This window comes from Hyphomonas sp., assembly GCF_018402285.1.
Taxonomy (GTDB): domain Bacteria; phylum Pseudomonadota; class Alphaproteobacteria; order Caulobacterales; family Hyphomonadaceae; genus Hyphomonas.
On record NZ_JAGYJH010000003.1, the window covers coordinates 191,822 to 218,490 of the forward strand.

The following is a 26,669-nucleotide window of genomic DNA, read 5'->3' on the forward strand; positions in this document are numbered from 1 at the left end:
CCCGCGCCGGGCGAAAGGAAAATCATATGGCGCCGTATCGCAAGACAGCAGACCTGCCTGCGACGCTCGCCGTGTTCCCGCTCCCCGGCGCGTTGGTCTTTCCGCGATGGCAGTTGCCGCTCAACATTTTTGAGCCGCGCTATCTCAACATGATCGATGATGCGATGAGCGGCTCGCGGCTCATTGGCATGGTTCAGGCGCTCGGCGGCCCGCGCCACCAGCCTGCTCTGGCTGAGATCGGCTGCGCCGGGCGTCTCACCGGCTATTCCGAAACGCAGGACGGGCGTTACCTGATCACCCTCACCGGTGTCTGCCGCTTCGCCATTCGGCGGGAGCTTGATGTCACGACGCCTTACCGGCAGGTCACGCCGGACTGGGACCGCTTCGCCCATGATCTCGCCGCCCCGCCGGAAGGGGAGGGAAGCGTGCGCCAGTCCCTCGTCGAAGCGTTCCGCGCCTACGCTGTCGCCAACAGCCTCGAAGCTGACTGGTCGGCGATGGAAGACGCCTCTCTGGAAACCCTTGTTCACGCGCTGGCTTCGGGTTGCCCCTTTACACCGATGGAAAAGCAGGCCCTGCTCGAAGCGCCTACCCTTCCTGAGCGGGCAACCGCCTTGACGGCCCTCCTCGAGTTCGGCAGTGCGCCGGGCGGCGACAGCCAGGTGCAATAGGAACCGGAACATGAGCGAGCTGCCTGAAGATACGCCGCGCGACGAGACAGCTGCCTTCACGCCAAACGGCGTTGATCCACGCCTGCTCGAAATACTGATCTGCCCGGTCACCCGCCAGCCGCTGGCCTATGACCGATCGCGCAATGAGCTTGTCTCGAAGAATGCGCGTCTCGCTTTCCCCATCCGGGGCGGCATACCCATTATGCTGGAAGAAGAAGCCCGCGACCTCGATGAGGATAGCGGCGGCCTGGAAACCCCTTCGCCATGAACGCCCAGTCTTGGCCGGTCAAGCTTGCCTTCCGCGCAGGCGCGCAGGAGCTCCTGGCCGAATTCGAGGATGGCCGCTCGGGCCGCGTGGACTATCGCACGCTGCGCCTGGAAAGTCCGTCTGCGGAAGTCCAGGGCCATGGCGGCGGGCCGAAACCACCCCCGCCGATCGTCCCGGATGATATCCGCGTCGTCAAGGCAGAGCCGGTCGGGCGCTACGCCGTGCGCCTCTTTTTTTCCGACGGCCATTCCAGCGGTCTCTACACATGGAATATTATCCGTGCCCTGACGATCAGAGACTAGAAATTGGGCATTCAACGCATCAGGCTGGGAAGGCTTTCCTGATCGGCGCTCGCCTGCCGGGCAAGGGCCTGGCGCACCGGCGCAATCCTGTTGGCCGCTGTCAGCGCGAGCGACCGCAGCGGCTTGAGCAGCACATTGTCATTGGAGAAGGTCCGGTCGACGGCGTCCATGAAGAGGGCGGTGGAGGCTGAGTCAAACCGGCGCCATTCGCGGTAGCGAGCCAGCACGGTCTCGCTCCCCGGATCAAGGCCCACCTCGCGCGCCTCAAGGATCACATCATAAAGGGCCGCGGCATCCTTGAAGCCGAGATTGAGGCCTTGTCCGGCCAGCGGGTTGATACGCCGCGCCGCGTCGCCCAGCAGCGCCACGCGCGGCCCGGTCATGTCGCGGGCAATCTGCATCACCAGCGGATAGGCGAGCGGCGGCCCGTCCAGCGTCATCGGCCCTGCAAACTCTGCAAACCGCGCGTTCAGTTCAGCCTCGATGGCCTCCACCGGCATCTTCGTCAGCGTCTCGGCGGCACCGGTCTTCATGTACCAGGCAAGGTTGGCCCGGTTGCCGGGCAGGGGAAGGGTCGCAAACGGGCCTTCGGGGGTAAACAGCTGCCGGGCGATCCCGCCATGCGGCCGGGAGAGCTGCACGTCTGCGGCAAACACCGATTTGCCATAGCTGCGCCCTTCAGTGCCGATCCCGGCTGCCTGGCGCACCGCTGACTGCATCCCGTCACACGCTGCAATCAGCGCGCAGCGCACGCGGTCTCCGCCCTCAAGCCGCACCGCTGCGCCAGAGGGGAGGGCGTCATAGCCTGAAAAACGGGCGCCCCGCTTCCAGACGAGACCACTGGTTGCGCCTGCCTGACGGTCGAGCGCGGCCTGCAGCGCGGCGGCCGGCACCAGTTCGCCAAGCGGTTCGCCGCCGCCGTCTGGCAGATCGGTACTGGAGAACGCCGCCCAGGGCGCGCCAAACCAGTGGGTGCCACCATCGACCGCCTCCAGCCCGTTGAGGGGCTCGGTCAGGCCTTCCAGATCGGCCTGAACCCCCGCCGCGCCGAGCATCCGCCAGCTGCCGCGCACAATCGCAAAACTGCGTGTATCTGTAGCAGGCGTGCCTGTTTCCGGGCGCGCATCCACTAGCACGGTGCGCAGCCCGGCCCTGGCAGCCAGAACCGCCAGCAAGGTGCCGACCGGTCCGGCACCGATGACCGCAAGGTCAGCCTCGAGAGGGGCGGGGATCGGAGTGTCTGACATGTAAATCAGGTAGCTCTGGCAGCCCTTCGGGTCCAGTGATGGCGCCCGTTTGGGCGATTGGCCGCATCTCTGCACAAGTTCTGACCAGCATGCGGCTGAATCGGATGCCGCCTTTGCGTCATGTGCGACTTTTCCGGGCAGGCACAATCATATCGCGGTGGGAGAGCGCTGGGGGTCAACCGGGCTCTGCGTGACGAAATGGCAAGTAAGGAGGGGCCAATGGGCCAAATGATTGGACGATGGATCCGCGGGGCGATGCTTGCTCCGCTGGCACTGCTCACCGCAGGCATGGCATTTGCGCAGGAAGATGATGTGGCAGCACGTCTGGCCGCGCTCGAAGAGACGGTGGCCGGAAGCGCCAGCGCCTATGTGGACAACAGCTATCTGTTCCTGATTGGCGGCCTGATCGTCATGTTCATGGCGGCGGGTTTCTGCATGCTGGAGGCAGGCCTCGTGCGTTCGAAGAACGCTGCGATGCAGTCCACCAAGAACGTAACCCTGTTCGCCGTTGCCGGACTGATGTTCTGGCTCACCGGCTACAACCTCGCCTATCCGGGCGATGCGACCCTCTTCAGCGGCCTGTTGCCGACCAATTTCGCCTTCTGGAGCGGCGGGGACGTCTCCCTTGAGTCCGAGAGCGGCTACGCCCCGGCATCTGACTGGTTCTTCCAGATGGTGTTCGTCGCCACTGCCGCCTCGATCGTCTCGGGCACCGTGGCCGAACGCGTCAAGCTTTTCCCCTTCCTCATCTTCACCGCTGTGCTGACCGCCTTCATCTATCCGGTCGTTGCCAGCTGGGAGTGGGGCGGCGGCTATCTCGACAGCGTCTGGAGCTTCTCCGACTTTGCCGGATCGACGCTCGTTCACTCGACCGGCGGCTGGGCAGCCCTGACCGGCGCCATCATCATCGGCGCCCGCAAAGGCAAGTATTTCGGCAGCACGGTCAATCCGATGCCGGGCTCCAACATCCCGCTTGCGGCCCTTGGTACCTTCATCCTGTGGTTCGGCTGGTTCGGTTTCAACGGTGCCTCACAGCTTGCTGCCGGCACCGCTGCCGACATCAATTCGGTCGCCCAGATCTTCGCCAATACAAACATGGCTGCAGTCGGCGGCGTCCTTGCGGCGCTCGTCACCACGGCCATAATGTACAAGGGCAAGATTGACGCCACGATGATCTTCAATGGTGCCATCGGTGGCCTCGTCTCGATCACTGCCGAACCGCTCGCTCCCTCCATGGGCATGTCGGTCGTCATTGGCGCAGTCGGCGGCGTGCTTGTCGTCCTCACGGTGCCGCTGCTCGACAAGTTCAAGATCGACGACGTGGTTGGCGCCATCCCGGCCCACCTTGTCTGCGGCATCTGGGGCACGATGATCGTCCCGCTCACCAACAGCGGCGCCAGCTATGCCGGTCAGGCTGTCGGCGTTGCGCTCACCGCGGTCTTCGTTGTGGTCATCTCCTCGATTGTCTGGCTTGCCCTCAAATTCACGATGGGTGTCCGTCCCAGCGAGGAAGACGAGGAAATGGGTCTCGACCGGGCAGAGATCGGCCTGGAAGCCTACCCGGAATTCTCCAACCGCTGATCCAGCGCTCACAAGAGTAGAATTCCACAGACCATTGGCCCCGGCGGAGCGATCCGCCGGGGCCTTTCACATTCCACGCCTGCGCGAAACCCCTGCCAGAATTGCAGTTTCTTTCAAATTTCACGCAGTCCGTTTGCAGGGCGTTAAGCCTAACAGGGGCAAGGTGAAGGCCCGCACCAGAGCCAAGACGGAGCGTCCTCACCGATGACAGATTATGCCAGCCGCGACGCAGAACTCCGCACGGTCAGTGATCCCGTCTGGAGAATTCTGACAGGCGCTGCCGCGTTCGGCGCCGGCGTCTTCGTGTGCGGCGCTGTCGGCTCCTACACGCCCACCGATCCCAGCTGGAACGCCGCCACCGGCGCGGACATCCAGAACCTCTTCGGATCGGCCGGCGCCGTCTTCGCAGACCTTGCGCGCCAGACCTTTGGCTGGTCGGGTTGGATTGCCGGCCTCGCCTTGATGATCGGCGGCGCGATGCGCGCCGTGCTCGTCGGCAAACCGCGCGTGCGTCGCTGGGTGATGGGCGCTGTCTCGGTGCCGCTCTCGGCCGCCTGCTTTGCGGCCTGGCCTGTGCCTGAATCCTGGCCGCTGAGCGCCGGTCTCGGCGGCATGGCTGGGGACGGCCTCTTCAATCTGACCGTCCTGCCGTTCCGTGTCCTGATGCTGCCCTCGCCGGAAGCCTGGGCTGGTTTCCTCACCGGCGGCCTCGCTCTCTGGACCGCGCTTTCAGCTCTCGGCTTCGGCCGCCGCGATGCCCAGCTCCTCCAGGAAACTGCCACACGCGGCGCCCTCCAGGCGCGCGGGGCAGGGGGCATGCTGCTGCGCATCGGTCAGAAGCTCGTCACCCGCGCTCCGGCCCTGCCGCACGACACCGTTACCACCACGACGACCTCCACCCGCGAAGAGCGCACGCTCATCATCAAGTCCGATGACGACTATGTGCCCACCTCCCGCTACCTGCGCGACCTCGATGACGAGGACGAAGACACCTACGCCCGCAACGAAGACGATGAGAGCTGGGACGACGAAGACGAGGAAGACGGTTACGCCGCTGCCAATGACGAGGACGAAGACGCTGCCCGCCCGCCGCGCTTCACCTTCTCCAAGCCCGCCCAGGTGCCCCGTTCGGCCTCGGTGCCCAAGGTTGCCCAGCCTGAGCGCCGCCGCGCCGCTGCCACCCGCCTGCCGTCGATAGACCTGCTGCAGGAACCCGAAGAGCGCCGCGAGATCATCGATGAGGAAGCTCTCATCGCCAAGGCCGCGCGCCTTTCCGAAGTCCTCAAGGAATTCGGCATTCGCGGCCGCATCAAGGAAGTGCGCCCCGGACCGGTGATCACCCTGTTCGAAATGGAACCGGCTCCGGGCGTCAAATCCTCCCGCGTCATCTCCCTGGCCGACGACATCGCCCGCTCGATGAGTGCCGTCTCGGCCCGCGTCGCGGTCGTGCCGGGCAAGAACGCCATCGGTATCGAGCTGCCCAACGAAGAACGCGACACGGTCTGGCTGCGCTCGCTGCTCCAGTCGGATGCCTATGCTGGCAACCGCGCGAGCCTTCCCATGGCGCTGGGTGAAGATATCGGCGGCGTGCCGACTGTCGTTGACCTTGCCAAGATGCCCCACCTCCTGATCGCCGGTACCACCGGCTCTGGTAAATCGGTCGGCGTCAACGCCATGATCCTGTCGCTGCTCTACCGGCATACGCCCGAGCAGTGCCGCTTCATCATGATCGACCCGAAGAAGCTCGAACTCTCCGTCTACGAAGGGATCCCGCATCTCCTGGCGCCCGTGGTCACCGAGGCAGACAAGGCCGTCAACGCGCTCAAATGGACCGTGCGCGAGATGGAAAGCCGCTACGAGTTGATGTCGAAAGCCGGCGTGCGCAACCTCGCGGGCTATAACGAGAAGGCCGCGAAATACCGCGCTGCCGGCGAAGACATGACCCGCAAGGTCCAGACCGCGTTCGATGACCGGGGTAAGCCAGTCTATGAAACCGAAATCCTGCCTGTCGACCATATCCCCAACATCGTCGTCGTGATCGACGAGATGGCAGACCTCATGCTGGTCGCCGGCAAGGAAGTGGAAAGCTGCGTCCAGCGTCTCGCCCAAATGGCGCGCGCCGCCGGCATCCACCTGATCACCGCCACCCAGCGTCCGTCCGTGGACGTCATCACCGGCACGATCAAGGCCAACTTCCCGACCCGTATCTCCTACATGGTAACCAACAAGGTCGACAGCCGCACGATCCTCAATGAGCAGGGGGCCGAGCAGCTCCTCGGCATGGGCGACCTCCTCTACCAGGCCCCCGGAAAGAAATCCCAGCGCCTGCATGGGCCCTTCGTGGCCGATGAGGATGTGGGCGCCGTTGCCGACTGGCTGCGCGAGCAGGGCGAGCCTGACTATGTCATGGACATCCTCGAGGCGCCGGATGACGGCTCCACGGGCTCGGCCGTGATGGATGCCATCCTCGGCACGGGCGGTGGCAGCGATGATGATGAGGGCCTCTTCTCGCAGGCCGTCCAGATCGTGGTCCGCGACCAGCGCGCCTCCACCTCTTACCTGCAGCGGCGTCTGAAGGTTGGCTACAACAAGGCCGCTGGACTGATCGACCGCCTCGAAGAAGAAGGCGTCATCTCCGCGCCAAACCATGCCGGCAAACGCGAAGTCCTTGCCGGCGGTGGCGGCAACGGCAAGGCCAGCGCAGCTTAACCCCATTTCGAGCCATGGTGGGCCCCCAAGGGGCGGCCCCCGGCCTTCCATAGAAGGAGGCGGGGGCCATTTTGGTTTTGCGCGGTGGAGATTGGGTCTTGCTTGATTGCGGGAGGTTAGCGCTCACCCCATCGGATAAAGTATTTCCCGGGAGACCTTGTCACACGCCTTCATCACATCCGCCGGCAACACCAGGTCGCCCGCCGCTAGAATATCCGCCAGCTGATCAAACCTCGAAGCCCCGACAATCGTTGACGCCACAAAGCTGTGCTGCTTCGACCAGGCCGTCGCCAGCGTCACCGGGCTGATGCCAGCGCCCCTGGCGATCTCCATATAGCGCGCCGTCGCCGCCAGCGACTTTTCGTTGACGAAGCGCTGCGCCATCGCCGTATGGCGCCCGCCCCGGTTGGCATAGGCGGAAAACCGCGCGCCGTCGGGAAACGCCCCATCCTGGTATTTTCCCGAAAGCACGCCCCCGCCGAGCGGCGAATAGGGAATGAGGCTCACCCCCTCGCGCTCGCAGATCTTCGACAGCGCGTCTTCAAATCGGCGATTGTTCAGCGAGAAATTGTTCTGGATCGTCTGGTAACGCACCGTGCCGAGACGGCTGGACGTCTCGATCGATTTCATTAGCCCCCAGGCGTCCTCATTGGAACAGCCGACAATCCGCACATAGCCTTCGCGCACGAGGTCATCGAGTGTCTCCATCGTTTCGTCAAAGGCTGTTCCATGATCGGGCCAATGGGTCTGGTAGAGGTCGATATAGTCTGTCTGAAGACGGGTCAGGCTCGCCTCTACCGCCCGGCGGATATTGTGCCGGTCGAGCGCGGTCATCTCGCCCCGCTGTGATCCCTTGATCCAGCCATGCGAAGGGCCGCAGACTTTCGTGGCCAGGATGATCCGGTCGCGGTCCTTGGTCTTCATCCAGCGCCCGAAAATCTCCTCGGTCAGCCCGCCATACTTGATGTCGGGCGGCACAGGATAATTTTCGGCCGTGTCAAAGAAGTTGATCCCGGCGTCGAGGCTTGCATCGAGAATGCGGAAGGCTTCCTTCTCGTCGGTCTGGGTGCCGAAGGTCATGGTGCCCATGCAGATGTCGGACACATAGATGGCGCTCTTGCCAAGGCGGCGATGTTGCATGGTGTTTCTCCCGGATTGATTTTCTGGCGCCACCCTAACGCCGCCCGCGCCAAGCGCCAGTCACCCCCGCCCGCGCTCTCCCGGGGGAAGGCACCCTTCTGCCTCCAGGATATCCAGCGCCGGCGCCAGCCCCGCCTCATACCGGCGCCACCTTGCCAGCGCCGAGGTGTAAAGCGGCTCGCGCACCTGCGCAGAGGAGGCGGTCGCCACCGGCGCAGCATTCTCGTGAAAGGCAAGGCAGGCGGCTTCAAACGGCAGACCGCAGAAGTCCAGGAGGCGCCGCGTCTCCGTCTCCAGATCGCCAACGACCTGTTCATAATGGACCACGGTGAACCGCTCCGGCGGCAGAACCTGTTCATAGTGTCGCACCAGCCGGTCAAACCCGGCATAGTAGCGGGCGGTATCCTCCAGCGTGTAGGCATAGTTGTAATAGGAGAAGCTCGTCGCAAACATCTGCCGGTAGTTTGACAGCACCGTATCGGCCGGATGCCGCCGCAGGCAGATCACCCGCGCCCCCGGCAGCGCTGCCAGGATCACCGGCGCCAAAAGGATGTTCAGCGGCATCTTGTCGGTAAACCGTCCCGCGAGACCGAGGGAGGCGCGAACGCTTTCCAGATACGCTGCTCCGAGGGCGGAGAGATCAATCCTGCCGGCCGCGTCCAGCGTTTCAGGATCAAGCACAAGGTTCGACGGCGTCCGGGCCATCCGCTTCAGGCCGAGGGCAAAATCCGAGAGCTCTCCGGCAGGGGAGAGGGCGCTGTGGCTCGAAAGGATGCGGTCCACCAGCGTCGTCCCCGTCCGCGGCATCCCGCAGATGAACACCGGCCCGCCAGCACTTTCCCTTCGCTGGACCGGCATCGCGCCCGCCGCGCGCGCCGCCGCCTCAAACAGTGCCGCATCCCGCTGAGGCTCATGCCGGATCAGGCGCCGCTTTCCGTCCTTTGCCCGCGCCAGCCACGCAAGCGCCTCACCCGGCAGGCCGAGGTCTTCACAGGCCTTGGCGAGGGCATGGCCGATCCGCAGCGCCGCGTCGGCGTCCTGCCCCTGCCGCCCGAACATCTCTTCCAGCGCCGCAATTGCGTTATCCTCCGCCGTCTGTCGGGTGATCTGCACCAGCGAAGGCAACCCCCGCGTGTCAGCGGCATCTGCCGCAGCGCACGCGCGATAGGCCTCCCGGGCGCCGTCAAGGTCGCCGGCAAACTGCAGCGCCGCGCCGTGATTGTACTGATACCCGGCATTGAGAGGCTCTGCCGCCGTGGCCCCGGCATAGAAGGGCAGGGCCTGCCCATGCAGCCCCGCCCTGCTCATCACCACGCCGATCGTGTCCAGAGTGAATGCATCTTCCGGCGACAAGGCGCCGGCTGCGCGCGCGCAGTCAATTGCTTCCGTGCGCCGGCTCAGCGCCAGAAGGCAGCGCGCCTGCTGGGCCAGCGCGCTGGCATTGCCGGGGTCAAACCCCGCCGCAATCGCAAACAGTTCTTCGGCCTTGCCGGTATTGTCATGGTCGAGGGCCAGCTGGCCGAGCAGGTAGTAGGCCTCAGCCGTATGCGGGGCGTCTTTCAGCACAGCCAGGCATAGCGCGTGTGCTTCCCTATAGGCCTGCAACCGCAGGAGGCGCGCGGCTTCTGCGAGCCTTGGGTCAGCCGAGCGCGTGCTGGAAAAGGTCTCCTGCAGGGTCAGTCTCCTTGGGCTGCATCAGTTTTGGGCAATGGCGATGCACTTTGCTGCACACGCCGGAAAAATCAAACCCGCGCCCGCAGCCACCCTTGCCGCCCCGCCGGGGTGCACAGCTTCTGGTCACGTCCAGAGAACGAAAAAACGACCAGAAAAAGGTACAAGGATGATCCGGAAATATCTGCTCCTGTCGGCAAGCGCCGCAGTTATGGCCACAGGTCTGGTTCTACCAGCCACCGCCCAGGAAGACACCGAAGACGAATTGCGCGTCGAGGCCGTCACGGTCACGGCCACCCGCCGGGCCGAAAGCGTCCAGGACATTCCGCTCAACATTTCGGCAGTGGGTGATCAGCAGATTACGGAGCAGGGCTTCGACGAACTGGCTGACGTGCTCGCCTATGTTCCCGGCATCAACATCGTTGACCGGGGCGGTCGCCAGGGCAACCCGCTGATCGTGCGCGGCCTCAATGCCGACGGCCTCGGCTCGGGCGATGGCAACAATAATGGCGGTGGCACGGTCGCCACCTATATTGGCGAAGTCCCTGTCTATCTCGACCTCAAGCTCAACGACCTTGAGCGTGTCGAAGTGCTGCTCGGGCCCCAGGGTACGCTCTACGGCGCCGGAACGCTTGGTGGCGCCATCCGATACATCCCGAAGAAGCCGGACTTTGCGGGCGACACGTTTGAAGTGCGCACGGAGCTTTACCAGTATTCGGAGGCCGATGACGTCTCCTATGACACCGGCGCCACCTTCAACAAGGCGCTCGCCCCGAACTTCGCAATCCGCGGCTCGATCGATTTCGAGAATGATTCCGGCTTCATCGACTATCCCTTCGTAGTGCGCGAAATCGGCGTTTCTGATCCCGACCCGGACTTTTCTGATCCGGCCGATGTTGCCGCAAACCTTCGCCGCATCACCGATGCCGACAGCGAGGAAACGATCTCGGCCCGACTTGCCGCGCGCTGGGAGCCTCTGCCGTGGCTCGATACAACGCTCACCTATTATCTACAGCAGTCAGATATCGGTGGCCGGCGTGGCTCCAGCGCCCGCTCCACCGTTCCGGCCGGGGATTATGAACTCGCCAAGCGCGTCGAAGAGCCAAACGAGATCACAAACCAGCTTCTCGCGCTCGAAGTCGTCGCCGATCTCGGCTTTGCCGAGCTGACCTCTGCGACGGGCTATTCCCGCTTCAATGATGTCGGCCAGCGCGACCAGACCGATCTCCTCATTACTCTGGAATATAGCTACGAAGCCTTCCCCACCTTCACCTCCTTCACGCGGGAGAAGGGCAGGGAAGCCCGCATCAACCAGGAACTCCGGCTGGTCTCGACCACGGAAGGTCCGCTCAGCTGGATCGTGGGCGCGTTCTACAACCAGTTTGAAGGCGCTGGCTATTCAGCCGAATACACGCCGGGCTATGCAGCATTTGCCGGCTTCAACCGCCCGGACGATCTTGAATATTATTCGCAGGCCTTTTCCAAGCTCGAGGAATCCGCCCTCTTCGGTGAGATCGGCTACGAGATCACCGACAAATGGACGGTCGCGGTCGGCGGGCGCTATTACCAGTACGATCTTGAATCCTTCAGCGATGTCGACTTCCCCTTGTTTGACCCCGGCTTCCTCCCGGTCGGCGTCAGCTCGCTGGAGGACAGCCTGCGGTCCGACTTTGCCGCCGGCAGCCCCAATGGCACAGAGCGGACCGGCCAGTCGGACGAAGGAACGCTGTTCAAGTTCAACACCGCCTATCAGTTTACGGAAGACCTGCTCGGCTATGTCACGGTGTCGGAAGGCTACCGGATAGGCAACCAGAACGGGGTGGCCGTCTGCCCGGCCTATGATCCCACCGACAACCAGCAGGGCGCCTGCGCGCTGCTTCCGGGCCAGCAATTTGGCCCGGGCGCGGGCGACATCTCAACACGGGACGAAAGCCAGTACCTGCCGGACACGACAACAAACTATGAGCTCGGCTTCAAGTCGACCCTAGCCGGCGGACGCGTCACGCTTAACGGCGCGGTCTATTATGTCGAATGGACTGATCCCCAGCTCACCTCGGCCACCATCAACGCCTCCATCCCGATCACGGTCAACGCAGATGGCGCCGAATCAAAAGGCTTCGAACTCAGCGGCAACTGGCTCGTCACGGAAGACTTCTCCGTACGCGGCAGCTACAGCCATTCGGAGGCGTCTCTTACGGCCCCTGCTCCCGGCCTAGTGGGCACGATCTCGCCGCCGGGCTTCGGCACGGTCCTCCTTGATGGCCAGGACGGCGACCGGCTTCCGGGTTCGCCCGAAGACCAGTTCTCGATCTTCGGCTCTTATGTGCATGACCTGCCCTCGGGCCGTACACTGACCATCAATGGCGGTTATGCCTGGCAGGGAGATGTGCTCAGCCGTACCGGGGATCTCGGCGGCGGTCTGACGCTCGGCAGCTATGGCGTTGCCAACGCCTCGGCGGTGTATGATGCAGGCAAGTGGCAGGCGACGCTCTTTGTCAACAACCTCTTTGACGAATACTACGAAACCGGCGTTGTCAGCTCGCCCCTCTTCAACCAAGTCCTCACCGACAGTGATGGCGGTCCGGTATTCACCCGCTCCTTCTACACCTATGTCGGCGCGCCGCGCGCGATCGGCATCCGGGCCAACTACAAGTTCGGCGAATAACCCCAGGGGAAGAATGCCCAACCGGAAAGGCCGCCCCTCACACGGGGCGGCCTTTTCACTTTCGGAGAGCCAGCGCCCAGCGGCGCATATTCCGGGTGGCGGAAGCTAGCGGCCAGGCATATAGCACGCCGCCATGAGCCCCGCCCTTCGCCTTGGATTTCCCGCCGCGCTTCTCTCCTACCTGATCTGGGGGAGCCTGCCGCTTTACATCCGCGCCATGCAGCATATCGGCGCCCTGGAGCTTCTGGCCCACCGGGTCATCTGGTCAGTTCCCACCGCCATCCTCTTCATCGCGATTGCCGCTAACTGGCGGGACGTGCGCGCCGCCTTCACTGGCAGCAACCTCAAATGGCTCACTCTGTCGGGCCTGCTGATCGGCGTGAACTGGGCGATCTATATCTGGGCGGTCAATGCGGGGCGCACGATGGAAGCGTCGCTGGGCTATTACATCAACCCGCTCGTCAACGTTCTGTTCGGCATGCTGATCTTCTCCGAGACGCTACGCCCGGCCCAATGGGTCGCTGTCGCCATCGCCGCCATTGGTGTCGGTGTCATGGCCTTCGCCTTCGGGCGCGTTCCCTGGGTGGCGCTCATCCTCTGCATCACTTTCGCCTGCTATTCGGTCATCCGCAAGAAGGTTGCCATCGACAGCCGCGCCGGCTTCCTCGTCGAGGTCGCGCTGCTGGCCCCGGTCGCGCTCGGCTGGCTCATCTGGTTTGCCACCACCCAGCCCGAAGGCCGCTGGATGGGGGAAGGGGGCACTGACATTCCGCTCCTGATGGCGGCGGGCCCGATCACGGCGATCCCGCTGATCCTCTACGCCCTCGCCGCCAAGCGCCTGCGCTTCTCCACCATCGGCATGATGCAGTATATCGGTCCGACCATTCAGTTCCTGATTGCAGTGCTCGTCTTCAAGGAAGGTTTCGGGATGACCCACGCCGTTGCCTTCGGCTTCATCTGGACGGCGCTTGTCGTCTTCACCGCCGACAGCCTGATGGGCGACGCCAAGGCCCGCCGCCTAGCGCGCACCGCGCGGCCTGCCTGAATCTGCCTGAACGCGCCAAGAAAACAGCGGCCTCCCTCGGGAGACCGCTGCAAGATAATCGCATGACGGACATGGAGAGCTCCAGATCCGTCTCTCCCTCTGCAACTGGCGTGCCAGCAACAGGATCAGCCTCGCGGCGGCATCAGCGCCAGCCAGATCGCAATCGCTGCCAGCATGGACGCAAAGGTCAGCCGCGCGCCCAGCGAGGTGCGCCAGCGCTCCAGCCGCCCGCCCAGCTGGCTCGCCAGCAGCACGATCCCGATATGAACGAGCGTCGCCACCGTCAGATGGATCAGCCCCAGCACGAGGCTTTGCATCCAGACCGGCCCGTTCGCCGGGTCCACGAACTGCCCGATCAGCAGTACATAGAACGCCAGCGCCTTGGGATTGAGCACATTGGCGATGAACCCGCGCCGGAAGCCACGCCCTCCCGCCCCATCCACTGGCCCGCCCGCGCCCTTGTCCATCAGCGCGTCAGCTGCCAGATACAGCATGAACGCCACCCCGGCCCAGTGCAGCGCGGTCAGCACCGCCGGCGCGCTCGCAATCAGCGCGGTGAGGCCGGTAACGGCCGCCAGAAGCTGCAGCGACAGGCCGGACGCAATCCCGGCAACTGCCGCAAACCCGGCCTTGCGTCCCTCTTTCAGGGTCAGCGCCGCCAGCCAGCCCATGTTCGGGCCGGGCGTCAGCTCAATGATGGCGACGGCAAAGAGGAATGCGGCCCAGTCCAGCCCGCCGAGCATCACTCACAGACAGCCATAAGCCGCCTCCACAAGCCGCGCTGCGCGCGGATCACCCACCAGCGAGGACGACTGCCGGTTCATCACATAGGCCGCCGCCAGCTCGCGCGCCGGATCGGCAATAGCCATCGACCCGCCCCAGCCCGAGTGGCCGAGCGTCTCGGGGTTGGGGCCGAAACTGCCATGGTTGTTGATCATGATGCCCGCGCCGAATTTCGTCGGCATCGGCAACACAAGGTCGGGCCCGTCCACGCGCGGCCGGATCAGCGCCTCCAGCGTGTCGCCCCGCAGAAGCGTCTTTCCCCCGGCCACCGTGCCGCCGCGCGCATAGGCCTCGTAAAGGCTCGCCACGCCAAGCGCCGTGCCATGGCCGTTGGCAGAGGGGATCTCAATCTCCCGCCAGGTCCGCCCGGCCCGGTCGGGCGAAGACCATTTGTAGACAAACGCCGCCCGGCGCTCCGGCGTCAGGTTGCCCAGCGGCGCCAGCGTCCTCGGCCGCAGCATGTCGCCCACGCGCGGCTCGTCTTTCTCAGGCAGGCCAATCTGGAAATCGATACCTGCCGGCCCGCAGATGTCCTCTTTCAGGATCGCACCCACTGTGCGCCCGGTGATACGTTCGACCACCTCGCCCAGCATGTAGCCCCAGGTCAGCGGGTGATAGCCATGCGCGGTACCCGGCGGCCACATCGGGGGTAGGGCGGCAATTGCGGCGGCGCAGATGGGCGGGTCCAGCCAGATCGCCGGGTCGATTTCCGATTCAAAGCCCGGCAGCCCCGCTTGATGGCTTGCCATCTGGCCGATCGTCACCCCGCCTTTGCCTTCAGCGACAAATTCCGGCCAGACATCGCAGACGGGCGTCTCATAGCCTGCGGGAAGGCTCTCCACTGCCATCGCCAGCACCAGCGCCGAGATTCCCTTGGTCGCTGAATAGATCGGTACGATGGTCGTCTCGTCCCATAGGCGTTCCTTTGCCCGGTCGGCCCATCCGCCGCGAATGTCCACCAGCGTCTCGCCGCCGATGCGCAGAGCAAAACACGCACCCTGTTCCTCGCCGCTGGCAAAGTTTGCCTCGAAGGCTTCCCTGACTGGCTCAAAGCCGGGGGCAACAAAGCCGGAAACGGGCGTGTCGGTCATTCAAAAGGCTCCGCTGTCACATTGATTTCAGGCTGGAAACAGGCCACCCCTTCGACCCCATGAGAACCCTGTCCGTCAAGGAGGCAAGCCCCATGTCCACCCCGCACCGTCCCCGCCGCTCCTGCCTCTACATGCCCGGCGCCAACGCCCGCGCCCTGGAAAAGGCCCGCGAGCTGCCCGCCGACACGCTGATCCTGGACCTGGAAGATGCCGTCGCCCCCGACGCCAAGCAAGAGGCCCGCGACGCCGTCCGCGCGGCTGTATCTGTAGGCGGGTATGGCCAGCGCGAGATCGTCATCCGCATGAATGGCCTCGACACGCCATGGGGTCATGACGATCTGCGCGCAATCGCCACGTCCGGCGCCCATGCCATTCTCGCGCCCAAGGTGACCGGCCCCCGCGATATCGAACGCCTCAGCACCCTCCTGAAGGAAGCGGGCGCGCCGGACTCCACGGCCCTTTGGGTGATGATCGAAACGCCGCTGGCGATCCTCTCCATCAAGGACATCGCCGCAGCGTCGATCGGCACGCATCTCACCACCTTCGTCATGGGCACGAATGATCTGGCCAAGGAATACCGTGCCCGGATGACAGCCGACCGGCTTGCCTTCCAGGCCGCGCTCCAGCTCTCCGTCGCCGCCGCCCGCGCATATGGCCTTGTGGCGATCGACGGCGTCTATAACGACATCAAGAACGAGAACGGTTTCCGCAATGAATGCGAACAGGGCCGCGATCTCGGCTTTGACGGAAAGACGCTGATCCACCCCTCCCAGCTGAAAGAAGCCAACCGCATCTTCGCCCCGAGCCCCCATGATGTGGAACAGGCCAAGGCCGTCATTGAAGCCTTCGCCGACCCCGCCAATGCGGGGAAGGGCGTCCTGAAGGTTAACGGCAAGATGACAGAGCTCCTGCACCTGGAAGAAGCCCGCCGCGTCGTGGAGATGGACGCTGCCATCCGCGCGCTTGCCTGAAAACGGGTGCTGGGGGAGGGGCGCCCTGGAAGGCGCCCTTTACCCAAGTCACGCGCCTTAAAAACCCAATTATACCAGTTCCGTATCAGGAAATTGGGGTCATCTTCTCCGCTCGCTCCAAGCCCATGCAGTTCTCTCTCCGGCATGGATCCGAATTCTCAGCTCCCGGAATACTATGCACTGAACGAGCTGCTCGGACGGGCGCGGTTCTTCATCTTGGCGCTGGTCGCGTTCATCAAAATTGCCCTTCGCCGTCTCCCCGAGCACCCCTCGCGCCACGCGCTGGGCTATATCACGCGCCGCACTGTCCTTCTGATCGCCAGCACGCTGGGAATACCCACTCCAAGGCGCCCTCCGGCAAGGCCGCCGCCGGCGAAGGCAAAGCTTGCGCCCGGTCCGCGCCCACCGCCGACCTCGACCGGCAAAACTCCCGGCGCCCACCGCGCTCTCAGCGAGACTGCCTTCAGCCTCCTCCGGGAACTGACAAACGCCGCCTGTCGCACCCTCACCACCAACACCTCCTGACGCTTGGCGGAATTCTCCGTCCCTCTCGCGCTGTGCAACCGGGGACATAGGTAACGTTTTAGACCGGGCAGATGGGTGACAGTTTTCACGGCGTGTTCCGTGGTCTGCTTGGCTTGATACAGTTCAGGCGTTTCTTCTGGTCGATGTGTCCGAGGAGGATAGGACCGATGTAGACACCTCCCCTGCTTGGCGCAGGAGGATAAGGGCGCTTCGCCGCTGCTGACCGAACTGGCCCCCTCGACACGCGCCCAAAGGCTCCTACCTCCATTCCAGGCAATGCTCAGGAGATCTCCCATGACCTACATCCTCATCCACAATCCCGGTTGCGGCTCGTCGAAGAAGGGGCTGGAGCTTCTCAAAGCCAATGGAATCGAGCCGCAGATCCGCAAATACATGAGCGCTGCCGAACGCCTTAGCGTAGAGGAACTGAAAGACATCGCCAAAAAGATGGGCACCAAATCCCCCCGAGCCTTCCTTCGCGAGAAGGACGCCGCAGCCGCCGGCCTCGCCGAAACTGCGCCTGACGCGGAAGTCTACGCCGCGATGGCAGAGAACCCGAAGCTCATCCAGCGCCCAATCGGCCTGAACGGCAAGAAAGCGGTGCTCGGCCGCCCGAATGAGAAACTGCTCGAAATCGCGTGATTTCAGGGCTTCAGGAGCCAATTCGGTCAAATTTGATCGATTGGCTTCGCGCTTTCTCAGCCTTGCTCGGCGATAACGGCTCCCATGTTGCTCATCGCCCTATCTACTGCCGGTCTTCTCCTTGCCTTTTCGGCCTTCGCCGCCTTCGGGCTGCCCTGGCTTCTCATGGGGAACCGGGCCTTTGAGGAATTCTCCGAGCGGCGCGACCAGCAGATGATGGCCTGTGTCCTCGGCACGGCGGCCGTCACGCTAGCCTGCGTCCCACTCCTGCATTCAGCCTTCGTTTCGGCCAACCCGCACCTGCAGCTGTTTGCTGAAACCGTCATGGGCGTTCCCGAGCGCTTCTGGAGTTAAGCGCCGGAACCCGCTAAAGGCTCGCCCATCAGAAGATGAGGGCAAGCTATGGTGACCAGCACGAAATCCAATCCGGGCAATTTCTTCGAGGATTTCAAGCCCGGCGAAACCCTGATTCATGCCACCCCGCAAACCGTCACCGAGGGCGACATCGCCCTCTACCGTGCGCTGACAGGCAATCGCTACGCCCAGTACTCCTCCGCCGAGTTTGCCAAGGCCGCAGGTCTACCCGGTCTCTGCGTGGACCCGCTCCACGCCTTCCACGTCGTCTTCGGCAAGACCGTTCCGGACATCTCCCTCAACGCCGTCGCCAATCTCGGCTACGCCGATGGCCGCATTCTGCGCCCGGTCGAGCCGGGCGACACGCTGCGGGCCAGTTCCGAAGTGATCGGCGTGAAGGAGAATTCCAACGGCAAGACCGGCGTTGTCTGGGTGCGCACCAAGGGCCTCAACCAGCGCGGCGAAGAGGTGATGAGCTATGTCCGCTGGGTGATGATCAACAAGCGCGACGCCGCCTCTCCGGCACCCGAGGAAGTCGTGCCTAATCTGCCTTCGGCAGTCGCTCCGGCAGACCTCACCGGCTTCCCGGAAATGAAGGCCTGGCCCTTCGCCCAATCTGGCAGCCGCCACGTCTTCGAGGATTATGAGACCGGCGAAAAGATCAGCCATGTTGACGGCATGACGGTGGAAGAGGCCGAACACCAGATCGCCACGCGCCTGTACCAGAACACGGCCAAAGTACATTTCGATTCCTATGGCCAGAAGGCCAGCCGCTTCGGCAAGCGCCTCATCTATGGCGGCGTGGTCATCTCGATCGCCCGCTCGCTCGCCTTCAATGGCCTCGAAAATGCCGGCCAGATCCTCGCCATCAATGCGGGCACGCATGTGAACCCGCTGTTTGCCGGCGACACGGTCTATGCCTGGAGCGAAGTACTCGCCAAGGCCGAGCTCTCGGACACCTGCGGCGCCCTGCGCCTGCGGCTCGTCGCGGTGAAAGACGCTGACCCCGCCGCCTTCATCCACAAAGACGCGGCCGGCAAGCATGACGCCCGCGTCCTGCTCGACTTCGACTACTGGGCCGCCATTCCCCGAGCCCGCTAGCGGAAGGTTGCAGGCACCCTATATTGAGCCCATGGGCGGCTATCCTCCATATACGGGCTTCACCGAGTTTGCGATTGCGCTGGGCGTGATCCTCTCGGCGATTGTCAGCCTGCTTGGCACCTCCAGCCGCAAGCGGATGGTGGCGATTGGCGAAGCGCGCCTGCAGGACCTCTCCGAAATGACCGGGATCTTCGACCCCAAACAGCTTTTCGCGGTCTTCGGTCCGCCGGACATGGGCCGCATCTGGCGCAATGTGACGCTGCATGACGTCCGCCAGGCAAGGGCCCCGGCCGGCTGGCTGATGTCGAGCGACCTTGTGGACTATGCCTGCGTTCTGGCCGCCCTTGCCGGCATGGCTTTCAATTACCCCTTCATTCCCCTGCTTTTGCTCGGGGCGTTGGGGGTTCAGGCGGCGGGCTGGATTGTATCGGCCCGCGTTCCGAAATAAGGGGCAGGGGGGAGTGCGCTTTCGCGCGTCAGGGCAGGTCGAGGGATTTCGGACATGAAGCTCTGGAAGATGAACGGCGCAGGCAACGCCTTTGCCATATTCGACGCCCGCTCCACCGCCTTCACGCCGAGCGTGGAGCAGATCCGCAAGATCGCCGCTGACCTGAAAGCCGATCAGGTGATCGCGATGGAGCGTGATGCCACCAAGGATGTGTTCATGCGCATCTGGAATTCGGACGGATCGGAAGTTTCCGCCTGCGGCAATGCCACTCGCTGCGTCGGCCTCCTGATGCTGGAGGAGACGGGCAAGGACCGCGTTACCATCCAGACCGAGGCCGACATGCTGCGCGCCTACCGCGCCGAGGGCGGCCTGATCACTGTGGACATGGGCGCCCCCCTGATGGGCTGGGAAGACATTCCGCTTTCGGAAAAGATGGATGTGCGCGGCGTTGACGTGAAGATCGGACCCATCGACGCGCCGATCCTCTCGCGCCCCGCTGTCGTTTCGATGGGCAATCCCCATGCCGTCTTCTTCGTCAAGGATGTGGACGCCTATGACATTCCCGCCATCGGCCCGCTGGTCGAATGGCACCCCCTGTTTCCCGAGGGCACGAATGTCGGCTTTGCTCAGGTCATCGACCGGAAAACGATCCGCCTGCGCGTCTGGGAGCGCGCCGCCGGACTGACGAAAGCCTGCGGCACCGGCGCCTGCGCGGCCCTTGTCTGCGCGGCCCGCGCCGGGCTCACCGGCCGCAAGGCCCGAATGATCCTCGATGGCGGCGACCTCTTCATCGAATGGCGCGAAAGCGATGACCGCGTCTACATGACCGGCCCGGTCGAGCTGGAATTCGAAGCGCAGATCTGACCCCCTGATCAAGGGCTTGCGCCGGGCGCCGCGCCCGTTCAGTCTGATGGGTAAAATCATGAGGAATCCCGCCATGCGTGCAGCCCTGATCCTTGCGCCCCTCCTGCTGGCCGCAGCCGCAGCCCAGGCCGAGCCCCTGATGGTCACCAAGGGCCAATGGAGCGTGACGCAGGACATCTATTACGATGCCACCGCCAGTGGGCAGCCGATTGATCTCCCGCCGGAACACTCCACGATCGACGAATGCTGGTCGCTGGACGAAGAAGTCCTGATCGATGAAAGCATGGTCGAGATGTTCGAAGGATGCCGGTCAACCGGCGCCGCCAGCAGAACCCTTCGGCCTCGACATCGGCCTCGCCTGCAATTTCGACGGGATTGATATGGGCGGCGGCGTGCTATTTTCCGTCAGCCATGACAAGAACAGCTTTGTCGCGCAGGTCGACCTTGCCAGCGTCAGCGCCGACCCGGTCGATTTCAAGACGCATATACTGATGATCGGCCACCGCACTGGCACCTGCAAAGCCCCCGGCTGAGGCAAAACGGGGCTACACGCTTGCAATTTAGCCCCATCGGCGCGATCTGACGGGCCTTATGGCTGATACTGCTCCTCCTTCTGGCCCGACCGTCATCACACTCGGATGCCGCCTTAACACCTACGAGTCCGAGGTGATTCGCCGCCATGCGCAGGAGGCCGGCCTTGGCGAAGCGGTCATCATCAACACCTGCGCGGTCACCTCCGAGGCCGTGCGCGGCGCCCGCCAGGCGATCCGCCGTGCGGCCCGCGAAAATCCCGGCGCGCCTATCCTGGTGACGGGATGTGCCGCCCAGACTGACCCGGAGGCCTTCGCCGCTATGCCCGAAGTCACCCGCGTGATCGGCAATCATGACAAGATGAAAGCCGAAACCTGGAAAACCGCTGACTTGCTTGGCGGAGAAGAGAAAGTCCGCGTCAACGACATCATGAGCGTGCGTGAAACCGCCGTCCATTTGATCGACGGCATTGACGGCCGGGCGCGGGCCTATGTTCAGGTCCAGAATGGCTGCGACCATCGCTGCACCTTCTGCATCATTCCCTATGGAAGGGAAACTCCCGCTCGGTCCCGGCAGGGGAGGTGGTTGCGCAAGCGCGCGCCCTCGCCGCCAGCGGACATCATGAAGTCGTGCTGACGGGCGTTGACCTCACCAGCTGGGGCGCAGACCTTCCGGGTACGCCGCAACTCGGCAATCTCGTCCAGCGCATCTTGAGGCTTGTGCCCGAGCTTCCTCTCCTGCGCATTTCCTCCATCGACGCCATCGAGATGGACGAAGCCCTTCTTGAGGCAATGGCCGAGCCGCGCCTTGCCCCCTATCTTCATCTCTCGTTGCAGCATGGCGACAATCTCATCCTCAAGCGGATGAAACGGCGCCACAACCGGGAAGAGGCCATCGCGCTCACCCAGCGCCTGCGAGACCTCCGCCCTGAAATTGCTCTGGGTGCAGACATCATCGCCGGTTTCCCGACCGAGACAGAAGCCCATTTTGAAAACTCCCTCCGCCTGATCGAGGAGTGCGGCCTCTCGTTCCTCCACGCCTTCCCCTACAGCCCGCGCCCGGGAACGCCGGCGGCAAAGATGCCCCAGCTTGCCAAGCCCCTGGTCAAGGAACGCGCCGCCCGTCTGCGCGCGGCAGGCGAGGCGGCATTGATCCGGCATTTTGATCGCCATCTCGGAGAGGTGCGCGAGGCACTGATCGAGCGGGGAACCGCCGCGCGCCTGCCGGATTTCACGCAGGTAAAACTTGGGTCTCAGGCAGGGGAGGGTGGACGCACGGTCCCCGTCCGGATAACCGGCCATGACGGCAAACAGCTTCTTGGAACACCCCTCTCATGATCCTCTGGTTCGGCAAGAAAAAGAAACTCGACGAGGCCAAGGCCGCCGGCGAGGCGATGCAGGCGCCAGAGCTCAGCGCCGAAGAGATCGCCGCGCTGGAAGCGGCCGTCGCCGAAAAGGCCGAGATCGAGCGCAAGGTCGCCGAGGCAAACCTCGCCTGGGAAGAGCGCCAGCGCCGCGAAGCCCAGGAAGCCGAGGACGAAGCGGTCCGCGCCAAGGCGGCTGCCGAGCTGAAACTTGCTCGAAGACCGCCGCGAGCATGAGCGCCTCCGCGCCGAGGCCGCCGAAGCCGCGCGCCTTGCCGCAGAGGCCGAAGCCAATGATCCGGGCCTCTTCGGGCGCCTCGGCGAAGGCCTCGCCCGCTCCACGGCGAAGCTCACTGAAGGCATCGCCGCGCTCGGCCGCCGCAAGCTCGACGACGCATACGCTTGAGGAGTTGCAGGACCTGCTGATCACCTCTGACATGGGCACGCGCGTGGCTGCCCGCGTCACCAAGGGCATCGCCAAGGGCCGCTTCGACAAGGAAATTTCGGGCGACGAAATCCGCCTCGCGCTCGCCGAAGAGATCGAGGAAATCCTCAAGCCGCGCGAAAAGGTCGTCGACTTCTCCGATGGCCCGCGCCCGCGCATCGTTCTCTTCGTCGGCGTCAATGGCTCGGGCAAGACCACGACCATCGGCAAGATCGCGTCCAAGCTTCAGGATCAGGGCGCAAAGGCTCTGCTGGTGGCCGGCGATACGTTCCGCGCCGCCGCCATCGAACAGCTGAAAGTCTGGGGCGAGCGGGCGGGCATCCCCGTCATGTCCGGCGCGCCGGGGGCGGACGCTGCGGGTCTTGTCTACAGCGCGGTCGAGCGGGCAAAAGCCGAAGACCTCGACCTCGTTCTGGTGGATACCGCCGGACGCCTGCAGAACAAGACGGAGCTCATGTCAGAGCTTGCCAAGGTTGTCCGTGTCGTGAGGAAGATTGATCCGGATGCCCCGCATGACGTGATCCTCGTGCTCGATGCCACGGTCGGCCAGAACGCCCTCAGCCAGGTCGAGGCCTTCCGCCACACTGCCGGGGTCACCGGCCTGGTGATGACGAAACTTGACGGCACCGCCAAGGGTGGTGTTCTGGTGGCGATTGCCGAGGCTCACGATCTGCCGATCCACTTCATCGGCATCGGCGAAAAAGCAGAAGACCTCCGCCCGTTCAGTGCGGAGGCCTTCGCAAAGGCGCTGGTCGGCATCAAGGCGCCTTAGGTTTACTCGGCGGCCTTCGCTACGCTCCGCCCATCGTCAAAGATCTCCTCGATCTGGCGCTCGAACAAACGGGCGATGGCAAAGGCAAGCGGCAGGGACGGGTCATACTTGCCGGTCTCGATGGCGTTCACCGACTGGCGGGACACGTCAAGCAGGTCAGCCAGATGCTGCTGGCTCCAGCCCCGCTCGGCCCTCAGGATACGGATCATGTTTTCCATCCCACGCCCTCTCAGACCGTCTTGCCAACGGTCTGGCGCAGATGCGCAAGCCCGTAGAGGAAGAAGAAGGCCGGCCCGAACAGGAAGAGCGGAACATCCGGGATCACATTGAACCGCTCAAGAAAGCCGATCACGAAGATGATCCCGGTCAGGGCGACACCCCCTTCGGTCAGGGCCTGCAACTGGCGCAGGCGGGTATATTCATCGGTCTCCCGCACCAGCCGCAGGATCGACCAGAGGATCGCCACCAGCGGCAGCGACACGCCAAGCGCGGCGGCCGTCCGCATTCCGGTGGAGGCGGTGTCCATGTCGATGAAGGTCAGCGCTGCTGGCAATCGCCACACAGTAGAGCGTCATCATCGGCACGAAGATGTACAGGTATCGCTTGTTTGCAGTCCGAAAGCCTTTGGGTTGGGTCATGGGAAAGCTCCTTGTCAAGTTTCCTTGTCTATATGACAAGGGACCTTGTCATGTAAAGGGTCCTTTACAACAAATCTTTCGGCGTGTCCCTGCCTTGATCATTCCGGCGCGGCAGGGCCGGCCGGGATGATCAAGGTGCTTGGGGCGGGGCACAGTCTCATTCCGCCGCCATCGCCTGGGCCGGGGCTGCCTGCTCGCCGCGCACAAGGCGGCCGGGCAGCTTGCCGGTCGGCTCGCCGTCGCGGTGGGTGATCTCGCCCTTGAGAACCGTGGCGGTGTAGCCCGAGGCGCGCTGCATCAGGCGGCGCCCGCCGGCCGGCAGGTCGCGGATCACGCTGGGCAGGTGAAGCTTCAGATTGGCGAGGTCGATGACGTTGAGATCAGCCCGGTATCCCGGCGCGATCAGGCCCCGGTCCCACAGGCCGATCCACTCAGCCGTCTTGCGAGACTGGCGGTAGACGATGCTCTCTACAGAAAGCTTCTGCCCTTGCGTCCTGTCGCGGACCCAATGGGTCAGCATTGTCGAGGTGAAGGAGCCGTCGCAGATCATCCCCACATGCGCGCCGCCGTCGGATAGGCCGGGCAGGGTGGCCGGGCTCTGCATCATTTCCAGGATCGGGTCGAGGCTTCCCTGCGCATAGTTGAGGAAAGGCAGGTAGAGCATGCCATTGCCCTCCCGCTCCAGCATCAGGTCGAGCGCGACCGCTTCGGGCGAAACCCCGCGTGCCTCTGCCATCGCTGCAAGCGTATGCTCAGGCCCCGGCTCATAGTTCACCGGATCGGTGAGCTGGAAGATCTTGCCAAAATTTCGCAGCATGGATCTGGCAAACGGATTGTCCGTCTGCGGCGCATCCGCCAGAAGCCGGGCGCGAAAATCCGGGTTGCGCAGCCGCGTCACGCGCTCCGCCAGCGGAAGATCGGCAATCTGGCGATAGGTGGGGTGGGCGCTGAACGGGTTCATTGTCAGGTCAAGGCCGAGCAGAACACCCACCGGGCGCGGAGCGACCTGCGCGCGGATCGGCAAACCGTCTGCGGCGGCCGCCTCGATCGCCCCGAGCAAATGCCGCCAGCCATTGGGTGCCACATCCGACTGAGCCAGCGACACAGACAGTGGTCGCCCGGTTGTCTCGACAATCCGGCGCAGCATCGCCGCTTCCTTCTGCGGATCATCAAAGTCGGACACAAATTGCAGTACGCCGCGCCCGGCTTCGGCAAGGCCCATGCCGATGCCGGTCAGCTCTGCTTCAGAGGCTGTCAGCGTGGGCGTCGGCTGCCCGTCAGAGGTGCGGTGGTTCAGCGTGCGCGAGGTGGAAAAGCCCATCGCGCCAGCCATCACGGCTTCCTTGGCGAGCTTCGCCATCGCGGCAATATCCTCCGGCGTCGCCTCTTCCCGGTTGGCGCCCCGGTCGCCCATCACGAACACGCGCAGCGCGGCATGGGGCAGCTGCGCGCAGACGTCGGTGTCAAACCGCCGCGTGGAGAGGAAATCAAGATAGTCCGGAAAACTTTCCCACGCCCATGGCAAGCCCTGCGAGAGAACCGGGAAGGGGATGTCCTCCACGCCCTCCATCAGGCGGATAAGCCGGTCATGGTCCTCGCTCTTGCAGGGCGCAAAGCCGACGCCGCAATTGCCCATGACGACCGTGGTCACTCCGTGCAGCGAAGACGGGCTGATCGCCTCGCCCCAGGTCACCTGCCCATCATAATGGGTGTGCAGGTCCACAAAGCCCGGCGTGACGATCTGGCCGCGCGCATCAATCTCCTCGATACCCTTGCCGCTGACCTTGCCAACCTGCGTGATGACGCCGCCGGAAACGGCCACATCGCCCTCGAAACCCGGTGCGCCGCTGCCATCAATGATGGTGCCGCCGCGAATGATCAGGTCGTGCGTTGCCATGGGTCTTCCTCCGGTCGTCTCTAATCTCGCCGCAGGATGCCTCAAGGGCAGGGGGTGTCAAACCCTGACGCCGCTTCCCCCTGCGCTTAAATGCATTTGGAGCAAGGCAGCTTTCACCGCTCTGCCCCTTCAGGCTCTCGGTTGTCAGGCGGCCTTTATGGCGCGGCCAATGTGTCTTCCAGACCATCGCGCTCACGCCCGCCGAACACCGCGGCGCCCTCAGCAACAAAGGCGCCCACCATCATGGCCAGCGCCGTGGCGATGGCGAAGGTGGCACTTGCGGCGCGGCCCGCATCGGCCTATTCCGGGCTTCTTCACCGGCTATTGCGATTGCCGAGAACGCCATCTGCACGCGCGCTTCGGCTAAATCGACGTCCAGCGAGGCCCGCTCGGCAATATCCGCGCCGGCGAGCGGTAGAGACGATCCGTGATCAGATCGGCGGGGGAGGGCGCTCCGTCGACAGAAGCAATCACAGCGGTCGTCCACCGCTGTCGTCGCGGCTGCGTCCCCGCCCAGGGCCAATCGGTCGCCGCTGCCATCAGCGTGCTTGCCACGGTCCAGGTCAGCAGGCCGTGCACCGTGTCACCAAAGAAAACCCCGTCCTGATGGATAGACCAGCGCGAGCGCACGCGGCCAGCGAAGTACTCGCCCACCACCGAAGCAAATATCTGGGTGAGAATGAGCCAGAGGACCGTCACGGTGCCAATCGCTGTTATCGACAGCCCATCTCCTGCAAAGGGAGACATCGCCCCAAAACCAAAGGCGGAGCCAAGCACGGCCAGAACAATCGAGAGGCTGAGCGCGGCCAGCCCGCCGGCAAAAACCGCAGACCAGCTGACGGCAGGCGTCGCCCAGCCGGGAAGGGCTTCGCGCACGGCGCAGATATCGATCCATCACCCATGTGCACCACCTCAGAATATCAAGAGAAGGAGAATGATGCCCGG

28 protein-coding genes and 1 pseudogene are annotated in these 26,669 nt (G+C 64.0%); 20 read left to right on the forward strand and 9 right to left on the reverse strand.

Annotation, left to right across the window (positions count from 1 at the left end):
- The first annotated feature begins 26 nt into the window (after positions 1-26).
- The 3 genes from KG722_RS03385 to KG722_RS03395 are packed head-to-tail and all read left to right on the forward strand — an operon-like array spanning position 27 to position 1,241.
- Complete coding sequence (locus KG722_RS03385) at positions 27-671, forward strand: LON peptidase substrate-binding domain-containing protein (protein WP_213269470.1); 645 nt, start codon at positions 27-29, stop codon at positions 669-671.
- A gap of 10 nt (positions 672-681) precedes the next feature.
- The gene (locus tag KG722_RS03390; RefSeq protein ID WP_213269472.1) at positions 682-939 is read left to right on the forward strand and encodes a Trm112 family protein; all 258 of its coding nucleotides are present in this window, start codon (positions 682-684) and stop codon (positions 937-939) included.
- Positions 936-1,241 (forward strand): DUF971 domain-containing protein, encoded by a 306-nt coding sequence (locus KG722_RS03395; protein ID WP_213269475.1) that lies wholly within the window; start codon positions 936-938, stop codon positions 1,239-1,241. The genes KG722_RS03390 and KG722_RS03395 overlap by 4 nt, the downstream gene beginning before the upstream one ends.
- Before the next feature lie 11 nt (positions 1,242-1,252).
- Here the strand turns inward: KG722_RS03395 and KG722_RS03400 are convergent, their stop codons facing one another.
- Positions 1,253-2,488: an FAD-dependent monooxygenase gene (locus tag KG722_RS03400; protein ID WP_213269477.1), complete on the reverse strand. Its 1,236-nt coding sequence runs from the start codon at positions 2,486-2,488 to the stop codon at positions 1,253-1,255.
- A gap of 219 nt (positions 2,489-2,707) precedes the next feature.
- Here KG722_RS03400 and KG722_RS03405 point away from each other — a divergent pair, with 219 nt between their 5' ends.
- Positions 2,708-4,069, forward strand: coding sequence for an ammonium transporter (locus tag KG722_RS03405; RefSeq protein ID WP_213269479.1), 1,362 nt, complete (start codon positions 2,708-2,710; stop codon positions 4,067-4,069).
- A 204-nt stretch (positions 4,070-4,273) separates the two neighbouring features.
- A complete protein-coding gene (locus tag KG722_RS03410; RefSeq protein WP_213269481.1) occupies positions 4,274-6,778 on the forward strand; it encodes a DNA translocase FtsK in 2,505 nt (834 codons plus the stop codon).
- 123 nt (positions 6,779-6,901) lie between these two features.
- Here the strand turns inward: KG722_RS03410 and KG722_RS03415 are convergent, their stop codons facing one another.
- Together KG722_RS03415 and KG722_RS03420 are read right to left on the reverse strand one after the other, a co-directional pair.
- On the reverse strand, positions 6,902-7,918 hold the full coding sequence (locus KG722_RS03415; protein WP_213269483.1) for an aldo/keto reductase: 1,017 nt from the start codon (positions 7,916-7,918) through the stop codon (positions 6,902-6,904).
- A 60-nt stretch (positions 7,919-7,978) separates the two neighbouring features.
- Positions 7,979-9,484 carry a sulfotransferase gene (locus KG722_RS03420; protein ID WP_213269485.1) on the reverse strand — a complete coding sequence of 502 codons (1,506 nt, stop codon included), beginning with the start codon at positions 9,482-9,484 and terminating at the stop codon, positions 7,979-7,981.
- 274 nt (positions 9,485-9,758) lie between these two features.
- On the opposite strand from KG722_RS03420, the gene KG722_RS03425 reads away from it, so the two are divergent.
- Together KG722_RS03425 and rarD are read left to right on the forward strand one after the other, a co-directional pair.
- Positions 9,759-12,254 carry a TonB-dependent receptor gene (locus KG722_RS03425; RefSeq protein ID WP_213269487.1) on the forward strand — a complete coding sequence of 832 codons (2,496 nt, stop codon included), beginning with the start codon at positions 9,759-9,761 and terminating at the stop codon, positions 12,252-12,254.
- A 133-nt stretch (positions 12,255-12,387) separates the two neighbouring features.
- On the forward strand, positions 12,388-13,299 hold the full coding sequence (gene rarD / locus KG722_RS03430) for an EamA family transporter RarD (protein WP_213269489.1): 912 nt from the start codon (positions 12,388-12,390) through the stop codon (positions 13,297-13,299).
- A gap of 125 nt (positions 13,300-13,424) precedes the next feature.
- On the opposite strand, the gene KG722_RS03435 is transcribed toward rarD, so the two are convergent.
- Positions 13,425-14,042, reverse strand: coding sequence for a LysE family translocator (locus KG722_RS03435; protein WP_213269491.1), 618 nt, complete (start codon positions 14,040-14,042; stop codon positions 13,425-13,427).
- A gap of 3 nt (positions 14,043-14,045) precedes the next feature.
- Positions 14,046-15,173, reverse strand: a complete 1,128-nt coding sequence (locus KG722_RS03440) for a serine hydrolase domain-containing protein (RefSeq protein WP_213269493.1) — start codon at positions 15,171-15,173, stop codon at positions 14,046-14,048.
- Positions 15,174-15,265: 92 nt separating this feature from the next.
- On the opposite strand from KG722_RS03440, the gene KG722_RS03445 reads away from it, so the two are divergent.
- The 13 genes and pseudogenes from KG722_RS03445 to ftsY all read left to right on the forward strand — a co-directional run bounded on the left by KG722_RS03445 (position 15,266) and on the right by ftsY (position 23,189).
- A complete protein-coding gene (locus tag KG722_RS03445; protein WP_213269495.1) occupies positions 15,266-16,144 on the forward strand; it encodes a CoA ester lyase in 879 nt (292 codons plus the stop codon).
- 144 nt (positions 16,145-16,288) lie between these two features.
- Positions 16,289-16,669, forward strand: coding sequence for a hypothetical protein (locus KG722_RS03450; protein ID WP_213269497.1), 381 nt, complete (start codon positions 16,289-16,291; stop codon positions 16,667-16,669).
- A 294-nt stretch (positions 16,670-16,963) separates the two neighbouring features.
- Entirely contained in the window at positions 16,964-17,311 is a 348-nt protein-coding gene (locus KG722_RS03455) for an ArsC/Spx/MgsR family protein (RefSeq protein WP_213269499.1), read from the forward strand.
- Positions 17,312-17,395: 84 nt separating this feature from the next.
- The gene (locus KG722_RS03460; protein ID WP_213269501.1) at positions 17,396-17,665 is read left to right on the forward strand and encodes a hypothetical protein; all 270 of its coding nucleotides are present in this window, start codon (positions 17,396-17,398) and stop codon (positions 17,663-17,665) included.
- A 48-nt stretch (positions 17,666-17,713) separates the two neighbouring features.
- Entirely contained in the window at positions 17,714-18,766 is a 1,053-nt protein-coding gene (locus KG722_RS03465; RefSeq protein ID WP_213269503.1) for a MaoC family dehydratase, read from the forward strand.
- A 7-nt stretch (positions 18,767-18,773) separates the two neighbouring features.
- Positions 18,774-19,214: a hypothetical protein gene (locus tag KG722_RS03470; protein ID WP_213269505.1), complete on the forward strand. Its 441-nt coding sequence runs from the start codon at positions 18,774-18,776 to the stop codon at positions 19,212-19,214.
- Between the two features lie 54 nt (positions 19,215-19,268).
- Positions 19,269-20,078, forward strand: a complete 810-nt coding sequence (dapF, locus tag KG722_RS03475) for a diaminopimelate epimerase (RefSeq protein WP_213269507.1) — start codon at positions 19,269-19,271, stop codon at positions 20,076-20,078.
- Between the two features lie 73 nt (positions 20,079-20,151).
- Entirely contained in the window at positions 20,152-20,457 is a 306-nt protein-coding gene (locus KG722_RS03480; RefSeq protein ID WP_213269509.1) for a hypothetical protein, read from the forward strand.
- A gap of 13 nt (positions 20,458-20,470) precedes the next feature.
- The gene (locus KG722_RS03485) at positions 20,471-20,611 is read left to right on the forward strand and encodes a hypothetical protein (RefSeq protein ID WP_213269511.1); all 141 of its coding nucleotides are present in this window, start codon (positions 20,471-20,473) and stop codon (positions 20,609-20,611) included.
- Between the two features lie 58 nt (positions 20,612-20,669).
- Positions 20,670-21,946: pseudogene (mtaB, locus tag KG722_RS15365) on the forward strand (tRNA (N(6)-L-threonylcarbamoyladenosine(37)-C(2))-methylthiotransferase MtaB).
- Entirely contained in the window at positions 21,943-22,209 is a 267-nt protein-coding gene (locus tag KG722_RS14950; RefSeq protein ID WP_300998210.1) for a hypothetical protein, read from the forward strand. Before mtaB ends, KG722_RS14950 begins: the two are co-directional and overlap by 4 nt.
- Complete coding sequence (locus tag KG722_RS14955; RefSeq protein ID WP_300998211.1) at positions 22,184-22,378, forward strand: hypothetical protein; 195 nt, start codon at positions 22,184-22,186, stop codon at positions 22,376-22,378. The genes KG722_RS14950 and KG722_RS14955 overlap by 26 nt, the downstream gene beginning before the upstream one ends.
- Positions 22,379-22,382: 4 nt before the next feature.
- Positions 22,383-23,189 carry a signal recognition particle-docking protein FtsY gene (gene ftsY / locus KG722_RS14960; protein WP_300998212.1) on the forward strand — a complete coding sequence of 269 codons (807 nt, stop codon included), beginning with the start codon at positions 22,383-22,385 and terminating at the stop codon, positions 23,187-23,189.
- A gap of 2 nt (positions 23,190-23,191) precedes the next feature.
- Here the strand turns inward: ftsY and KG722_RS03500 are convergent, their stop codons facing one another.
- The 4 genes from KG722_RS03500 to KG722_RS03515 all read right to left on the reverse strand — a co-directional run bounded on the left by KG722_RS03500 (position 23,192) and on the right by KG722_RS03515 (position 26,600).
- A complete protein-coding gene (locus tag KG722_RS03500; RefSeq protein ID WP_213269513.1) occupies positions 23,192-23,407 on the reverse strand; it encodes a helix-turn-helix domain-containing protein in 216 nt (71 codons plus the stop codon).
- Between the two features lie 11 nt (positions 23,408-23,418).
- Positions 23,419-23,742, reverse strand: a complete 324-nt coding sequence (locus tag KG722_RS03505; RefSeq protein ID WP_213269515.1) for a hypothetical protein — start codon at positions 23,740-23,742, stop codon at positions 23,419-23,421.
- A 242-nt stretch (positions 23,743-23,984) separates the two neighbouring features.
- Positions 23,985-25,724 (reverse strand): amidohydrolase family protein, encoded by a 1,740-nt coding sequence (locus KG722_RS03510; protein WP_213269517.1) that lies wholly within the window; start codon positions 25,722-25,724, stop codon positions 23,985-23,987.
- Between the two features lie 363 nt (positions 25,725-26,087).
- Complete coding sequence (locus KG722_RS03515) at positions 26,088-26,600, reverse strand: hypothetical protein (RefSeq protein ID WP_213269519.1); 513 nt, start codon at positions 26,598-26,600, stop codon at positions 26,088-26,090.
- Positions 26,601-26,669 lie beyond the last annotated feature (69 nt).

Bases quoted from the DNA above. Each gene is read 5' to 3' on its own strand.
- KG722_RS03385 (WP_213269470.1), top strand. From the start codon at position 27: ATGGCGCCGTATCGCAAGACAGCAGACCTGCCTGCGACGCTCGCCGTG.
- KG722_RS03390 (WP_213269472.1), top strand. From the start codon at position 682: ATGAGCGAGCTGCCTGAAGATACGCCGCGCGACGAGACAGCTGCCTTC.
- KG722_RS03395 (WP_213269475.1), top strand. From the start codon at position 936: ATGAACGCCCAGTCTTGGCCGGTCAAGCTTGCCTTCCGCGCAGGCGCG.
- KG722_RS03400 (WP_213269477.1), bottom strand. From the start codon at position 2,488: ATGTCAGACACTCCGATCCCCGCCCCTCTCGAGGCTGACCTTGCGGTC.
- KG722_RS03405 (WP_213269479.1), top strand. From the start codon at position 2,708: ATGGGCCAAATGATTGGACGATGGATCCGCGGGGCGATGCTTGCTCCG.
- KG722_RS03410 (WP_213269481.1), top strand. From the start codon at position 4,274: ATGACAGATTATGCCAGCCGCGACGCAGAACTCCGCACGGTCAGTGAT.
- KG722_RS03415 (WP_213269483.1), bottom strand. From the start codon at position 7,918: ATGCAACATCGCCGCCTTGGCAAGAGCGCCATCTATGTGTCCGACATC.
- KG722_RS03425 (WP_213269487.1), top strand. From the start codon at position 9,759: ATGATCCGGAAATATCTGCTCCTGTCGGCAAGCGCCGCAGTTATGGCC.
- rarD (WP_213269489.1), top strand. From the start codon at position 12,388: ATGAGCCCCGCCCTTCGCCTTGGATTTCCCGCCGCGCTTCTCTCCTAC.
- KG722_RS03435 (WP_213269491.1), bottom strand. From the start codon at position 14,042: ATGCTCGGCGGGCTGGACTGGGCCGCATTCCTCTTTGCCGTCGCCATC.
- KG722_RS03440 (WP_213269493.1), bottom strand. From the start codon at position 15,173: ATGACCGACACGCCCGTTTCCGGCTTTGTTGCCCCCGGCTTTGAGCCA.
- KG722_RS03445 (WP_213269495.1), top strand. From the start codon at position 15,266: ATGTCCACCCCGCACCGTCCCCGCCGCTCCTGCCTCTACATGCCCGGC.
- KG722_RS03450 (WP_213269497.1), top strand. From the start codon at position 16,289: ATGGATCCGAATTCTCAGCTCCCGGAATACTATGCACTGAACGAGCTG.
- KG722_RS03455 (WP_213269499.1), top strand. From the start codon at position 16,964: ATGACCTACATCCTCATCCACAATCCCGGTTGCGGCTCGTCGAAGAAG.
- KG722_RS03460 (WP_213269501.1), top strand. From the start codon at position 17,396: ATGTTGCTCATCGCCCTATCTACTGCCGGTCTTCTCCTTGCCTTTTCG.
- KG722_RS03465 (WP_213269503.1), top strand. From the start codon at position 17,714: ATGGTGACCAGCACGAAATCCAATCCGGGCAATTTCTTCGAGGATTTC.
- dapF (WP_213269507.1), top strand. From the start codon at position 19,269: ATGAAGCTCTGGAAGATGAACGGCGCAGGCAACGCCTTTGCCATATTC.
- KG722_RS03480 (WP_213269509.1), top strand. From the start codon at position 20,152: ATGCGTGCAGCCCTGATCCTTGCGCCCCTCCTGCTGGCCGCAGCCGCA.
- KG722_RS14950 (WP_300998210.1), top strand. From the start codon at position 21,943: ATGATCCTCTGGTTCGGCAAGAAAAAGAAACTCGACGAGGCCAAGGCC.
- KG722_RS03500 (WP_213269513.1), bottom strand. From the start codon at position 23,407: ATGGAAAACATGATCCGTATCCTGAGGGCCGAGCGGGGCTGGAGCCAG.
- KG722_RS03510 (WP_213269517.1), bottom strand. From the start codon at position 25,724: ATGGCAACGCACGACCTGATCATTCGCGGCGGCACCATCATTGATGGC.